The organism is Vibrio sp. GLN_1, from assembly GCF_043106015.1.
GTDB lineage: Bacteria > Pseudomonadota > Gammaproteobacteria > Enterobacterales > Vibrionaceae > Vibrio > Vibrio parahaemolyticus.
Genome location: NZ_JBICMD010000016.1, coordinates 65392 through 79501, shown reverse-complemented (window position 1 = coordinate 79501; position 14110 = coordinate 65392). Strand labels below are relative to the sequence as shown.

General features: G+C 45.3%; 10 protein-coding genes. 5 read left to right on the top strand and 5 right to left on the bottom strand.

The genetic code is table 11. The features are described from left to right. Window positions 1–130: 130 nt before the first annotated feature. Complete coding sequence (gene tadA / locus ACF8OV_RS08115) at window positions 131–655, top strand: tRNA adenosine(34) deaminase TadA (protein WP_020904162.1); 525 nt, start codon at window positions 131–133, stop codon at window positions 653–655. A 57-nt stretch (window positions 656–712) separates the two neighbouring features. Here the strand turns inward: tadA and ACF8OV_RS08110 are convergent, their stop codons facing one another. Together ACF8OV_RS08110 and mltF are read right to left on the bottom strand one after the other, a co-directional pair. Beyond that, a complete protein-coding gene (locus tag ACF8OV_RS08110) occupies window positions 713–847 on the bottom strand; it encodes a hypothetical protein (protein WP_005488686.1) in 135 nt (44 codons plus the stop codon). Between the two features lie 307 nt (window positions 848–1154). Continuing rightward, window positions 1155–2735 carry a membrane-bound lytic murein transglycosylase MltF gene (gene mltF / locus ACF8OV_RS08105; RefSeq protein ID WP_203504893.1) on the bottom strand — a complete coding sequence of 527 codons (1581 nt, stop codon included), beginning with the start codon at window positions 2733–2735 and terminating at the stop codon, window positions 1155–1157. 299 nt (window positions 2736–3034) lie between these two features. Between mltF and purL the strand changes: the two genes are divergently transcribed. Both purL and ACF8OV_RS08095 read left to right on the top strand, forming a co-directional pair. After that, window positions 3035–6943, top strand: a complete 3909-nt coding sequence (purL, locus tag ACF8OV_RS08100) for a phosphoribosylformylglycinamidine synthase (RefSeq protein WP_203504891.1) — start codon at window positions 3035–3037, stop codon at window positions 6941–6943. Between the two features lie 269 nt (window positions 6944–7212). After that, window positions 7213–7515, top strand: coding sequence for a DUF3622 domain-containing protein (locus tag ACF8OV_RS08095; protein WP_005455950.1), 303 nt, complete (start codon window positions 7213–7215; stop codon window positions 7513–7515). 87 nt (window positions 7516–7602) lie between these two features. Here ACF8OV_RS08095 and ACF8OV_RS08090 read toward each other — a convergent pair whose 3' ends face one another. Together ACF8OV_RS08090 and ACF8OV_RS08085 are read right to left on the bottom strand one after the other, a co-directional pair. After that, window positions 7603–8046: a hypothetical protein gene (locus ACF8OV_RS08090; RefSeq protein WP_021823167.1), complete on the bottom strand. Its 444-nt coding sequence runs from the start codon at window positions 8044–8046 to the stop codon at window positions 7603–7605. A gap of 210 nt (window positions 8047–8256) precedes the next feature. Then, a complete protein-coding gene (locus ACF8OV_RS08085) occupies window positions 8257–9327 on the bottom strand; it encodes a succinylglutamate desuccinylase/aspartoacylase family protein (protein WP_005455969.1) in 1071 nt (356 codons plus the stop codon). Between the two features lie 330 nt (window positions 9328–9657). On the opposite strand from ACF8OV_RS08085, the gene ACF8OV_RS08080 reads away from it, so the two are divergent. Further along, complete coding sequence (locus tag ACF8OV_RS08080; protein ID WP_005455994.1) at window positions 9658–10197, top strand: DUF3332 domain-containing protein; 540 nt, start codon at window positions 9658–9660, stop codon at window positions 10195–10197. A 76-nt stretch (window positions 10198–10273) separates the two neighbouring features. Here the strand turns inward: ACF8OV_RS08080 and ACF8OV_RS08075 are convergent, their stop codons facing one another. Then, window positions 10274–11746 (bottom strand): aminoacyl-histidine dipeptidase, encoded by a 1473-nt coding sequence (locus ACF8OV_RS08075; RefSeq protein ID WP_031827989.1) that lies wholly within the window; start codon window positions 11744–11746, stop codon window positions 10274–10276. A gap of 1022 nt (window positions 11747–12768) precedes the next feature. Between ACF8OV_RS08075 and ACF8OV_RS08070 the strand changes: the two genes are divergently transcribed. Further along, entirely contained in the window at window positions 12769–14058 is a 1290-nt protein-coding gene (locus ACF8OV_RS08070; protein ID WP_005456001.1) for an NCS2 family permease, read from the top strand. Window positions 14059–14110: the final 52 nt, after the last annotated feature.

The window sequence follows — 14110 nt, the reverse complement described above, 5'->3', positions numbered from 1 at the left end:
TCTGCGCTTTTTTGTTTTGAGGTGCCATTACGAAAGAGGCGCATCTCCAAAACTTATGTCTTGCTGTAGTGAAAGCGATGTTGGTGGTAATATTTCGCTATTCATAGTTGCCTTCCTTTCTGGAGTCCTTTTGTCAGAGCATCAATTTACCCCACAAGACGAAATTTTTATGCGCCGTGCACTTGCATTAGCTGAACAAGCTGAATTGGAAGGAGAGGTGCCTGTGGGAGCGGTATTAGTTAAAGATGGAGAAGTGATTGCAGAAGGCTGGAACCGCTCTATCTGCTCTAATGATGCAACAGCACATGCGGAGATTCAGACTCTACGTAATGCTGGGACTGTGTTAGAAAACTATCGACTTTTAGACACCACTCTCTATGTCACACTAGAGCCTTGCCCTATGTGCGCAGGAGCACTGTTGCACAGCAGAGTGAAACGCGTGGTATTTGGCGCGCCAGATCTTAAAGCGGGCGCGGCTGGTACGGTATTGAACTTGTTTGAGAGCCAAGCGGCTTACCATTACGCAACGGTCGAAAGAGGGCTGTTAGAGGATGAGTGCCGTGAGCAGTTGCAGGCCTTTTTCAAGCGTCGTCGCAAAGAAATTAAGGCCAAGAAACAAGAGAAAAAAGCGTCAGAAGGTAAGCAAGAAGATTAAGTTGGTGAGTTGTGTTCAGCAAACATCTACGGGTGTGTAGATGTTTGCTTTAAGTTCTTAGTGATTTACTAAGTGAACGAATACACGATTGCGTGAGCTGACTTTCTTTTTCATCGTTGTCAGCTTTCGCTTACGGCGAATCGCAGCCACTGTCTTATTCAAACGCTTTGACTGCACTCTACGTCTTCTCATATCCGAACCTCCTGCAGACAAGACTACAAACACCCTCTCGCGATACAGCGCACGCCGCATCTACTTTGCATTGTGGATGACATTCTAGTGATGGAGTCACTTCAAATTAGGAGAGAGGGAAACCAACCGAACCGATTTATTCCGCAGGCATCAATTAATGGGTATGGACGCTGCGGCAAGGTGTTGACCAATCACGTTTGTATGCACTTACTATGATGACCAGTCTGGTTCGGAACATCGGATTCTAGATAAGTTCTACCTTGGACTCAACAAAAAAGACGAGCTTCACACTCGTCTTTTTGCGTGTTTATTCTTCTTCTTCTTGGTCTAAATCTTCATCGACTTCATTGGTGATATCAGAGGCTCCAGACACTTCTTCTGCAATGGTTTCCACCGCACCAGAAATAAGCAACTCTGGATTTAGTGGTGGGATAACCTGTAGATCATCCGTATCTTCATCAATGGAAGGTTTTTGACTGACATGCCCAATGATTGATTGGTAGTAGCGTCGAATATTTTCAACGTAATTACGCGCCTCGTCTCCACGAGCGTAGCCATAACGGGTTTGGCTGTAGTAACGCTTTTGTCGTAACAGCGGCAGTCGGTCTTTTACATCCGCCCATGCGTTTGGATCGCCACCTTGTGCCTTGGTTAATCGACGCGCGTCCATCATGTGGCCATAACCAATATTGTACGATGCCAATGCAAACCAAATTTTTTCATGTTCGTTAATCGTATCAGGTACGCGAGCGACAATGCGACGCAGGTATTCCACACCACCACGAACAGATTGCTCTGGGTTTAGACGATCGGTTACACCAACACTTTTCGCAGTTGGTAAAGTCAGCATCATCATGCCACGAACACCCGTAGGCGATTTTGCTTTTGGTTTCCAATGAGATTCTTGGTAGGCCAAAGCCGCGATTAAACGCCAATCAAACTCTTCGCTGTATTTTTGGAACAGCGGAGCCCATCTCGGCAACTTATCATCAAGAGCACGAATAAAGGCACGCGTGTCCACGTAGTCAAACGCTTCAATATGGCCAATGTACTTCTCTTCAAGAGAAGCTAGCTCGCCAGATTGTTTGATATTGCCGAAAAACTCAATCAGCATCGCATACAAGCTCTCATCCTCTGAGCGGCGAGTAAACCATGATACTGGTTGATCTTCGGTGAGCTCAAAAGCAAGTGCTAAATCTGGATACAGGCGTTGCGCGAGAGACAGCTCTACGGAATCAGTGACGGTGAAACGCAGTTCTCCAGTCGATACATGTTTCAGTAAATCGCGAGTGTCAGCATCGCCCACGATTTCAAACTGCAATTCAGGATACTGCTTTTTCAATGCCGTCAGTGTCGGAACATATTGTGACTGTTCGACAATTTTCAATGTTTGTGCGCCAGCATTCACGTCTTCTTCTGATTGACTGTCTTTGGATGCTTGATACTCGATAAGCTGCTCAATATCACGAGGACGAAGCTGGCCCTTTTTGTAGACCACTTGCTGGCTTACATAATAATAAGCAGGGCCAGGCCTAAAACGTTTGACGGCTTGTGAGGTTTGATTAAGCCCCGTAGCAATAATATCGATGTCGCCCTTCTTTAAGGCAGGGAAAAGGTCGGCTTGTCTGAAAGCGGGTTTGATTTCTAGCTTTACGCCCAACTCTTCTGCAAATTTACGCGCCAGCTCATAATCCAAACCCGCAGGGCCATCAGGACCAATGTAGTACGAGAGTTGGTTGTTGAGCGTGCCAACGCGTAGCACTCCGCGCTCTTGGATTTTCTCGAATTCACTTTTCGGCTGCGACTCAATTTGGCAGGCAGAAAGTAGTAGCACAGAAGCAAAAAGTAGGACGCTGCGCTTGAGTCGGTTGAAGTGGCGTATTTGCATTGATCGGTACATCTCATAAAATTTCTAGTGGTCTTTATATCAAAGCGTGGAGATGGGGCAAAGCGAATCGGACAGATAGAGTGCGACATTGTGTGTTTTATCGACATTTCGGCTACAACTCAAATTTGACAAAAAAAATGACGCAAACGGTTGCTTTTGATGTTACATCACAAAAACAATTGCTATATAATGCGCTCGCAATGACGAGGTGGAATCGGCATAGGTTCGATAGAGCTCAAGTTAAGTATCTGAATTTATTCCAATATCACCTTAATCAATTGCATAAGAGACCTAAGCACATGAGAATTTTGCGTGGCTCCCCAGCTCTTTCTGAGTTTCGTGTTAATAAACTACTGGAACTTTGTCGTGAACAAGATCTGCCTGTAACTGGCATCTATGCCGAGTTTATGCATTTTGCAGATATAAAGTCAGACCTTGATGACCAAGAGTTAGAAAAACTTGAAAAGTTACTAACTTACGGCCCAACAATTGAAGAGCATGAGCCAGAAGGTCTTCTACTTCTTGTTACGCCTCGTCCAGGCACTATCTCGCCTTGGTCTTCTAAATCTACCGATATCGCTATTAACTGTGGTCTGGACACTGTTAAGCGTCTGGAGCGCGGTACGGCTTACTACGTAGAATCTTCAGTTGTTCTATCAGAAGCTCAAGTTGACGCTGTCAAAGCGTTAATTCACGACCGCATGATGGAAACGGTGTTCACAGAACTTGAAGCCGCGTCAGCGCTGTTTACAGTCGCAGAGCCAAAGCCTGTGGCGCATGTTGATATCTTAGCGGGTGGTCGTCTTGCGCTTGAAGAAGCAAACGTTTCCCTTGGTTTGGCACTAGCAGAAGATGAAATTGATTACTTGGTGGAGAATTTCACTAAGTTAGGTCGCAACCCTAACGACATCGAGCTGATGATGTTTGCTCAGGCGAACTCAGAGCACTGTCGTCATAAGATCTTTAATGCAGACTGGACTATCGATGGCGTAGACCAAGAGAAGTCTCTGTTTAAGATGATCAAAAACACATTTGAAACGACACCAGACCATGTTCTGTCTGCTTACAAAGATAATGCAGCGGTAATGACTGGTTCTAAAGTGGGTCGTTTCTTCCCAGATCCTAAAACTCGTCAATACACTTACCACCATGAAGATGCACACATCTTAATGAAGGTAGAGACGCACAACCACCCAACGGCTATCTCTCCATGGCCGGGTGCATCAACCGGTTCTGGTGGTGAAATCCGTGACGAAGGCGCGACGGGTATCGGTGGTAAGCCAAAAGCGGGTCTGGTTGGTTTCACAACCTCTAACTTGCGTATTCCTGGTTTTGAACAGCCATGGGAAACGGACTTCGGTAAGCCGGGTCGTATCGTAAACGCGTTAGATATCATGCTTGAAGGCCCTCTGGGTGGCGCAGCATTCAACAACGAATTTGGTCGTCCAAACCTATTAGGTTACTTCCGTACCTACGAAGAGAAAGTGACTTCTCACGCGGGTGAAGAAATTCGTGGTTACCACAAGCCAATCATGATTGCTGGTGGTATGGGTAACATCCGTGACGAACACGTTCAGAAGAAAGAGATCCCTGTTGGTGCGAGCCTAATCGTACTTGGTGGTCCTGCAATGAACATCGGTCTTGGTGGCGGTGCGGCGTCTTCAATGGCGTCAGGTCAGTCAGCTGAAGACCTAGACTTTGCTTCAGTACAGCGTGAAAACCCAGAGATGGAGCGTCGTTGTCAGGAAGTGATCGACCGTTGTTGGCAGCTAGGTGAAGAGAACCCAATCGCATTTATCCACGATGTGGGCGCGGGCGGTATCTCTAACGCACTTCCTGAGCTTTGTGACGACGGCGAGCGTGGCGGTAAGTTCCAGCTACGTGATGTACCAAATGATGAATTGAGCATGAGTCCTCTGGAAATCTGGTGTAACGAATCTCAGGAGCGTTATGTTCTTGCGGTAGCGCCAGAAAACATGGAGGCGTTCGATGCGATTTGTAAGCGCGAGCGTGCACCTTACGCAGTGGTTGGTGTGGCAACAGAAGAGCGTCATCTGACGCTAGAAGATTCTCACTTCGATAACACGCCAATTGATATGCCAATGGATATCTTGCTTGGTAAAACACCGAAGATGCACCGTGAAGCAACGACTTTGAAAGTAGATAGCCCAGCGATCGTACGCGACGGTATCGAAATCAACGAAGCGGTAGATCGCGTACTTCGTCTTCCTACGGTTGCTGAGAAAACATTCCTGATCACGATCGGTGACCGCTCAGTTACTGGTTTAGTTGCTCGTGACCAAATGGTTGGTCCTTGGCAGGTGCCTGTGGCGAACTGTGCAGTTACGGCGGCAAGTTACGACACATACCACGGTGAAGCGATGTCGATGGGTGAGCGTACTCCGGTTGCTCTATTAGACTTCGGCGCGTCTTCTCGTCTGGCGGTTGGTGAATCTCTGACTAACATCGCAGCGACAGATATCGGCGATATCAAACGCATTAAGCTGTCAGCGAACTGGATGTCTCCAGCGGGTCACCCAGGTGAAGATGCGGGTCTTTACGAAGCAGTGAAAGCGGTTGGTGAAGAGCTATGTCCGGCGCTAGGTCTGACTATCCCGGTTGGTAAAGACTCAATGTCAATGAAGACTAAGTGGGAAGAGAATGGCGAAAGCAAAGAAGTGACTTCGCCACTATCGCTAGTTATCACTGCGTTTGGTCGTGTTGAAGACGTACGTAAGACAGTAACGCCTCAGCTACGCACATCTGATACCTTGGAAGGACTAGGTGACACTTCACTTGTTCTTGTAGACCTAGGTAACGGCAAAAACCGTCTGGGTGCAACAGCACTGGCACAGGTATACAAGCAGCTGGGTGATAAGCCGGCAGACGTAGACAACGCAGAGCAACTAAAAGGCTTCTTCGATGCAATGCAAAATCTCGTACGTAACGACAAGCTGCTTGCTTACCACGATAAAGGTGACGGCGGTCTATTTGTAACGTTGGCTGAGATGGCGTTCGCGGGTCACTGTGGCGTAAAAGCGAACATCGCAGAGCTGGGTGAAGATGCGCTGGCGGTTCTATTTAACGAAGAATTAGGCGCGGTTGTTCAGGTTAAGAACGAGGATCTGGATTCAGTTCTATCTACGCTAGCAGCAAACGGCTTAGAGTCATGTTCACATGTAATTGGTTCTGTTGAAGCATCAGACGACTTTGTTATCACTTCTGGTGATGATGTTGTGCTTAAGCGTTCACGTACCGAACTACGTGTTATCTGGGCAGAAACTACGCATAAAATGCAGGCGCTACGTGATAACCCTGCATGTGCAGACCAAGAATTTGAAGCGAAGAAAGACAACTCAGACCCAGGTCTGAACGTATCTCTAAGCTTTGATGTGAATGAAGATATCGCAGCTCCTTATATCGCGAAAGGCGCGAAACCTAAGATGGCGATTCTGCGTGAGCAAGGTGTTAACTCTCATGTTGAAATGGCAGCAGCGTTTGACCGTGCTGGTTTTGAAGCAACTGATATCCACATGAGCGATATTCTGACAGGCCAAGCGGTACTGGATGAATATCAAGGTCTGGTAGCATGTGGTGGTTTCTCTTACGGTGATGTACTAGGTGCGGGTGAAGGTTGGGCGAAGTCTATCCTATTTAACGCACAAGCGCGTGAGCAGTTCCAAGCGTTCTTTAATCGTGAAGATACATTCTCTCTCGGAGTATGTAACGGCTGTCAGATGCTGTCGAACCTGAAAGAGCTGATCCCGGGGGCAGACTTGTGGCCACGTTTTGTTCGCAACGAATCTGAGCGTTTTGAAGCGCGCTTTAGCTTAGTTGAAGTACAGAAGTCTGATTCTGTGTTCTTCGATGGCATGGCGGGCTCTCGTATGCCTATCGCGGTATCTCACGGTGAAGGTCGTGTCGAAGTACGTGACGGTGAGCACCTAAACGCAATTGAAGCATCAGGTACTGTAGCGCTACGTTACGTTGATAATAACGGCAACCCAACGCAACGATACCCGAACAACCCGAACGGCTCGCCAAATGCGATTACCGGTCTGACTACCGCAGATGGCCGTGTAACCATTATGATGCCTCACCCAGAGCGTGTATTCCGCACAGTTGCAAACTCTTGGGCTCCGGAAGGTTGGGGTGAAAATGGCGCTTGGATGCGTATGTTCCAAAACGCGCGCAAGAACATCGGTTAAGTCTTAATAATTTACAAACGCAAAGCGCAGATTGAAAGATCTGCGCTTTTCTTTTTTGGGATTGTGGAAGTGCGAAGTCGAAAACGGGCTTGTACACTTATTGCCTACAACCAATATGGTTTAAGTGTGGAAAATAAAATTTTTGCAGCCAATCATAATGATTTATGCTCTAATACCGCGCTTACCAAGGGATGGTGTTAAACAGCTCAGCTTAGATGGAGTTATCAAGTTGACCGAATCCCTGATTAATCCCTTAGGAACTGAAATAGATGTCTAAAAATCCAAAATTTGCTATCCGCGTAACCGAAAAACGTAACGGTTGGAGCGCAGAAATCACTCGTCAAGTAACGTCTCGCAAAACAATGGTTTCAAAACGTGAAACTGGGTTTGACAGCGAAGAAAAAGCACAAGCTTGGGCTGAACAAGAACTTGCTGGCTTCATTGAAAACCAAGTTGTTCGTAATGAGCGTAAAGCTGTACAGCGTCAAGAACGTGAAGCAGAGCAACTTGCGGCAAAAGTCCGCAAAGAAGAAGCTCGTAAAGCACGCGAAGCTGAAGCTGACGAAGAATAATGGCATATATTCCGATTGATGTTTCGATCTGTCGGTAATGCTAAAAAGCCCTGAAGTTTTCTTCAGGGCTTTTTTGTTGGCTCATTTTCATAAGCAGTCAGAAGAAACCGAGAAGCCAAAAGAGCCTTCGGAAGGTGCGGCAAACTGTTGGTTGCCAGGCAGTAAGTGAGGATTGTTTGCGTAAACACGATGAGATGATTTGTTATTACGTGTATGCACAGGCGGTAAATCAATATGATGTAAGCCATCCGAAAGATCGTTGGCCTCACCGTAGTCAAAGTCTGTTGTGACCTCGGCGTTATTTTTTGTGTGGTAACAATGATCTGGCTTGCCTTCCTCTCGCCATTTGAGTTCTGAGCGTTGCGCGTCCAAGTTGAGTTCATCTGGAACAGATGAAGCATAATGATCTTCTAGTGAATGTTGTTGACTTTGTTCTTGTAAGTATTGAGCGATGTTTTCAGATTCTTGAGCGAGGAGATTTGCAGAAAGTCCAAGTCCCAACAAACAGCTAATGAGTTGTGTTTTATTCATAGATGTGTGCAAGCAAAAAGAAAACATAATACGAATAAATAAAACGCTGTGCAATTGTGCGGTGAACAAGATGAATTGAAATAAGCTAAACACGAAGCACAAACATTAAGCTTTCGTGATTAAGTCTTTGTAATAAATAATATTGGTGAGTAAACATAACAAAAAAAGCCCGGCAACAGGTACTGGGCTTTGAGATCATAGAGCATGCAATTATGACTGAGTGTCGAGTGGGATTTGTCCCGTCGTTACCTGTTCGACGTCAAACTCAGTTAATCCTTCAATGTAGCTTTCTACCGCTTGTTCTACTTCATCGTCGCTTTGGCTGAAGTATGCGAGGTGGAAAATGGCATCGCCTTCGTTTACCAATGGCAGCGTTTGCTGACCGATCACTAAACCACTTTTAGGTGCTTTTAGCTCTATTTCATCGTGACCGAGGGGTGAGCTGATGTAAGCTAAGGTTTCACCTTTTTCTACTTTATCGCCTAGGTTCACCACCGTGCGCAAAATACCGTTGCCTGGCGCTCTAACCCAGCTGGTCGATTTCGCGATAACAGGTTCAGGCAGTTTTTTACGGCTGGCTCTTAACATACCGATCGCTTGCATAACGCGTTGAACGCCTAAAACACCAGCACTGATAGATAGCGGATCAAAGCGAAGTGCTTCACCAGCTTCGTAAGTCAATACTGGGATATCACACTTCTCGGCTTCGCTACGTAGCGAGCCATCACGCAATGCAGAGTCAACGATCACTGGCGTGGCAAATGCTTTAGCAATGCGTAGTGTTTCTGGATTGCTCAGGTTAGCGCGTATTTGGGGTAGGTTAGTACGATGAATCGCACCTGTGTGTAAATCTAAAATGTAATCACAACGTTTCGCTATATTATTGAAGAATCCATACGCCATACGCGAGGCGAGTGCGCCTTTTTCGCTGCCAGGGAAACAACGGTTTAGATCGCGGCGATCGGGTAAGTAACGAGACTTATGGATAAAGCCAAATACGTTTACGATTGGCACCGCAATAACCGTACCTTTTAGCTTTAATGGGTTTAACTGGTTGATCATCTGACGAACGATCTCTACGCCATTAAGCTCATCACCATGGATTGCGGCGTTCACCATCAGCACTGGACCTTCTTGTTTTCCGTGAATGATTTCCACAGGGATAGAAAGTGGAGAGTGCGTGTATAGCTGAGCAGCTTCGAATTCTACTTCTAAACGCTGTCCTGGTTGTATTTTATGCCCGAGCAGCTCAAATACTTTGCTTGTTTTACTTCTGGCCATAAACCATCTCTGTCAAATAAGTTAGCAACAATGTAACAATCGCGTCAAAATCACACTAATCATTCTAATTAAGGATACGACAAATTATTTTAATCAAGGAGGGCGAATAATAACCTTTTGTGGAAAGTTTGTTGTAAATGTGACGTTTATTATTTGCTGAATATCTCGTCATCCTTATCTTAAATTGGTTATTTATTGTTTAGATAAATATCCACGTATTAAAAATAATAAAGATGCTTTCTTCGGAAAATTCTGTCTTTTATCCCTAGTTTTTATAAGCTAATATCCGCGCCGAATTTTCGACCTAATACTTTCTAACTAGAGGTTTTGATGAAAAAGGCAATTGCTAAAATTGGCGCATTGACTGCTGTGGCAGTTTCACTTTCAGGTTGTGTTGGCAGCAACGCGGTAACTGGCTATGTTATGGGCTTCAACTTGAAAGCGGTAGATAACCGTTACGCTCGTGGTGGTCTAAACATGCTTATGGCACCAGTTTACGGTGTGGCAATCGCAGCTGACTACATCGTATTTAACTCTCTAGAGTTCTGGACTGGTAAAAACCCGCTAAACGGCAAACCACACATCTTCGATACTAAGATGGACACTTACATTGATGTAAATCACCAGCTAGATAAGTCGCTTACAACAGCGCCGATTGGCCCACTTACAAACAACCGCGTTATCGAGCAAGGTCAAATGCACCAAATCGATGAAAATACGGTTCAGATGAACATCACATACAACAATGGCGAAAAAGCGACGTTAATGGGTGTACGTGAGGGTGAGTTTGTTACTTACTACATCAATGGTGAAGTGGTTGCGAAGACTTCTATGGATGAGCTCGCAGCGTACGCGCAAACTCGTGCATAATTCGCGATACCCTCGTGACAAATAGCAATAAAAAAGGGTGCCTTGGCACCCTTTTTGTTTTGTTGTCGCGTTTGGATTACGCTTTCTCAGGAATTGCTTCTAGAAGCGCTACCATTTGATCCCAGAACAGTTGAACGGTATCAATCTTCACTTTTTCATCAGGAGAGTGAGGGAACTTGATCGTTGGGCCGAAAGAAACCATGTCCATGTTCGGGTATGGCTCTTTAAATAGACCACATTCAAGACCTGCGTGAATAACCATGATGTTTGGTTTGTGACCGTAAATGCCTTCGTACATATCACGGAAAATCGCCATAATTTCTGAATCAGCGTCTGGTTTCCAACCAGGGTAAGCGCCTGAGAACTCAACTTGTGCTCCTGCGAGTTCAGCAACAGAGCGTAGCGTGCTCTCTACTTGGCTGCGGCCAGAATCAATTAAAGAGCGAATCAGACACAGAACCGTGACTTTATTTTCTTCAGTAGTGATCACGCCAACGTTCAGTGACGTTTCAACCACACCTTCAATTTCGTCGCTCATGCGCATCACGCCATTTGGACATGCGTTGAGAGCAGCAATAAAGCGTTGTTGGTCCGCCGCGGTGAAAGCTTGTGATTCGGTTACGATCTCTTCATTGAACGTCACAATACCCGTTTCTACTTTGCCAAGCTCTGCTTTTAATAGCTCAGTGTAGTAGTTGAAAAGCTCTGCAAGTTTCTCTTGGTTTTCAGCAGGAACAGCAACTGTTACGAAAGCTTCGCGAGGAATAGCATTACGCAAACTACCACCACGGAATTCAACCAAGCGAAGATCCAACTCTTGTGCATGGCCCGCTAGGAATCGGCCAAGCAGTTTGTTGGCATTACCACGACCAGTGTGGATATCACAACCAGAGTGACCGCCTTTTAAACCCTTCAAGGTTAGCTGACGAGTCACAAAGCCAGTAGGGATCGCGTCGCGTTTGATGTCAAAAGTCATCGCACCATCGATACCACCAGCGCAGCCCATGTACACTTCGCCTTCTTGCTCGGAGTCTGTGTTTAGAAGAATATCACCTTCCAACCAACCTGCTTCAAGCCCGAATGCACCTGTCATGCCTGCTTCTTCATCAATTGTTAGTAGAACTTCAATTGGCCCATGCTTGATATCTTTAGATGCTAATACAGCCAGACAAGAAGCCATACCAATACCGTTGTCTGCACCAAGCGTCGTGCCTTTCGCTGTTACCCACTCACCATCGATGTACGGTTGAATTGGATCTTTTGTGAAGTCGTGGTCAGTGTCTTCATTCTTCTGTGGCACCATGTCAATGTGTGCTTGAAGAACCACGCCCTTTTTGTTTTCCATCCCAGGCGTTGCTGGCTTTTTGATGAATACGTTGCCCGTTGGGTCTCGGCGAACATCGAAGCTTTGCTCTGTTGCCCAGTTGATAATGTACTGTGCTAATGCTTCTTCATGCTTAGATGGATGAGGGATGGAACAAATCTTATCGAAAAACTGCCAAAGTGGAGCAGGTGACAAGGTACTGATTTCAGAATGGAATTCAGACACGGAAGACTCCTTTTGATGTGCTTTGCCAAATATATACCGTATAAATAATGTGTGATTAGCAGGAAATGCTAATGATATTTGGCATGAATTAGCTCAAGGATACCACCAGACGAAGGCTACTAGTAGTCGAGAACAAAAGGATTTCCTTCCTCACTGTCACACTTTATGAACATGGTATAGGTCGTAAATGCGCTTATGTTTATATGAACTGAAAGTAGAATAATTTTTAATTCACAAAAGTGTAATTTAATTACAGTTAAAATTTGATTGACGTCAATTTATGGATTTTTTGTGACTTTTATCACTAAAATGCTTGTAATTAAATTTCTTGGTGGTATATTTGTAACCAGCTTCTGAGATGAAGAATGAAATGCTCAAAGGATGAGTCCGTTTATCGCCTCCAAGGAACCGAGAAATCAACGACTGTTTTAATTGATTTAGAAGGTGATATTTATGAAAGGTTTACCAAGTGCAATGTTCTGGAATAGCAAATCTGTATATACCGGTAACTTTGTATACCCAACAAGCTTTGGCTACTAAGTGAAGTCAACGCATGTGACTCGAACAGTTTGTTCACCCCTATAAATTGGAATTTTTTTTCAGTGATAGTGCTGACATGATTCACCGCCACTCAAATTGAGTGGCGTTTTTTTATCTCTTTTTTCTACTTCCGACCAAATTTCCACCACTAAGCCTCCATTCTCTTATTGCTGCTAAAAGGAATCCCACTTACGCAGTAAATTGTGAGTGAATATTGCCCTTTAACGTCCATTTCTGTTTGAAAGTTTAGAACATTGCTCAATTTGCACGCATTGAAGGCAAAGTGAACATGAGCGGTTAGTTATTGTTTAATAAGCGCTATATTCATTCTTGATTTTAAATACTAACGGATGGGTTTCATATCCTGCGAAAAAAATCGCTTTAGAGTGATGATTCTATCTAGAATTTGCTATTTGATAACTTTATAATTCCTGCCAATCGATTACGCAACCGTTTACTTTTTACCTTTACAGGATTCGATCATGCTCGAAAGGCTCTTTAAACTTAGTGAAAACGGCACAAATGTGCGCACTGAGATCATTGCAGGTATTACGACCTTCCTTACCATGGCTTACATTATTTTTGTAAACCCAGCGATTTTGTCTGATACCGGTATGGATCGTGGTGCGATCTTTGTTGCAACGTGTCTTGCCGCAGCGATTGGCTGTTTCATTATGGGCTTAGTCGCAAACTACCCAATTGCTCAGGCTCCGGGCATGGGTCTAAACGCATTCTTCACATATTCCGTTGTGTTAGGCATGGGTTACACATGGCAAGTCGCGCTGGCTGCAGTGTTTGTTTCTGGTGTTTTATTTATTCTGCTGAGCATTTTTAAGATTCGTGAATGGATCATTAACTCGATCCCGCATTCGCTTCGCACCGGCATTTCTGCAGGTATTGGCCTTTTCTTGGCGTTTATCGCCCTTAAAAACGCAGGTATTGTGGTTGATAACCCAGCGACATTGGTTTCAATGGGCGATATCACGTCATTGCCATCAGTGTTGGCGGCGATTGGTTTCTTCCTTACTATCGCGCTTGTTCACCGTGGTGTGAAAGGTGCGGTGATGATCGCGATTTTGGGTGTGACGGCGCTTGGTCTTCTATTTGGTGATGTGCAATGGAACGGTGTCATGTCAACACCACCAAGTATCGCACCAACATTCTTACAATTGGATTTCTCGGGTCTATTTGAAGTCGGCATGATCTCTGTTGTGTTCGCTTTCTTGTTCGTCGACTTATTTGATACGGCTGGTACGCTCGTTGGCGTTTCTCAAAAAGCCGGTCTAACGGATGAGAATGGCAACATTCCTCGTCTAAACAAAGCACTACTTGCTGACTCAACAGCGACTTCTGTTGGTGCGTTGCTAGGTACGTCAAACACGACTTCATACATTGAAAGTGTTTCGGGCGTAGCTGCTGGTGGTCGTACTGGCCTAACCGCAGTGGTTGTTGGTGTACTCTTCCTGCTTGCACTATTGTTCTCGCCACTAGCGGGTATGATCCCTGCGTATGCAACGTCAGGTGCATTGTTCTATGTAGCAATTTTGATGCTTTCTGGCTTGGTGAGCATTGATTGGCGTGACCTAACTGAAGCATCTCCAGTCGTTGTAACTTGTCTTGTGATGCCGCTTACATTCTCTATTGCAGAAGGTATCACCCTAGGCTTTATTGCGTATGCTGCTATCAAATTGTTTAGTGGCAAAGGCCGCGATGTATCGATGAGTGTTTGGGTTATGTCTGCCATCTTCATCGTTAAATACCTAGCCGGGTAATTACTTTTAAAAAGCCAGCGCGAGCAGCAAAAGCTGTTCGTGCTGGCTTTTT

What these genes read in the sequence shown, in the direction of transcription:
- ACF8OV_RS08110 (WP_005488686.1), bottom strand. Translation starts at nt 847, where the DNA reads ATGAGAAGACGTAGAGTGCAGTCAAAGCGTTTGAATAAGACAGTGGCT.
- ACF8OV_RS08095 (WP_005455950.1), top strand. Translation starts at nt 7,213, where the DNA reads ATGTCTAAAAATCCAAAATTTGCTATCCGCGTAACCGAAAAACGTAAC.
- mltF (WP_203504893.1), bottom strand. Translation starts at nt 2,735, where the DNA reads ATGCAAATACGCCACTTCAACCGACTCAAGCGCAGCGTCCTACTTTTT.
- ACF8OV_RS08070 (WP_005456001.1), top strand. Translation starts at nt 12,769, where the DNA reads ATGCTCGAAAGGCTCTTTAAACTTAGTGAAAACGGCACAAATGTGCGC.
- ACF8OV_RS08090 (WP_021823167.1), bottom strand. Translation starts at nt 8,046, where the DNA reads ATGAATAAAACACAACTCATTAGCTGTTTGTTGGGACTTGGACTTTCT.
- ACF8OV_RS08080 (WP_005455994.1), top strand. Translation starts at nt 9,658, where the DNA reads ATGAAAAAGGCAATTGCTAAAATTGGCGCATTGACTGCTGTGGCAGTT.
- ACF8OV_RS08085 (WP_005455969.1), bottom strand. Translation starts at nt 9,327, where the DNA reads ATGGCCAGAAGTAAAACAAGCAAAGTATTTGAGCTGCTCGGGCATAAA.
- purL (WP_203504891.1), top strand. Translation starts at nt 3,035, where the DNA reads ATGAGAATTTTGCGTGGCTCCCCAGCTCTTTCTGAGTTTCGTGTTAAT.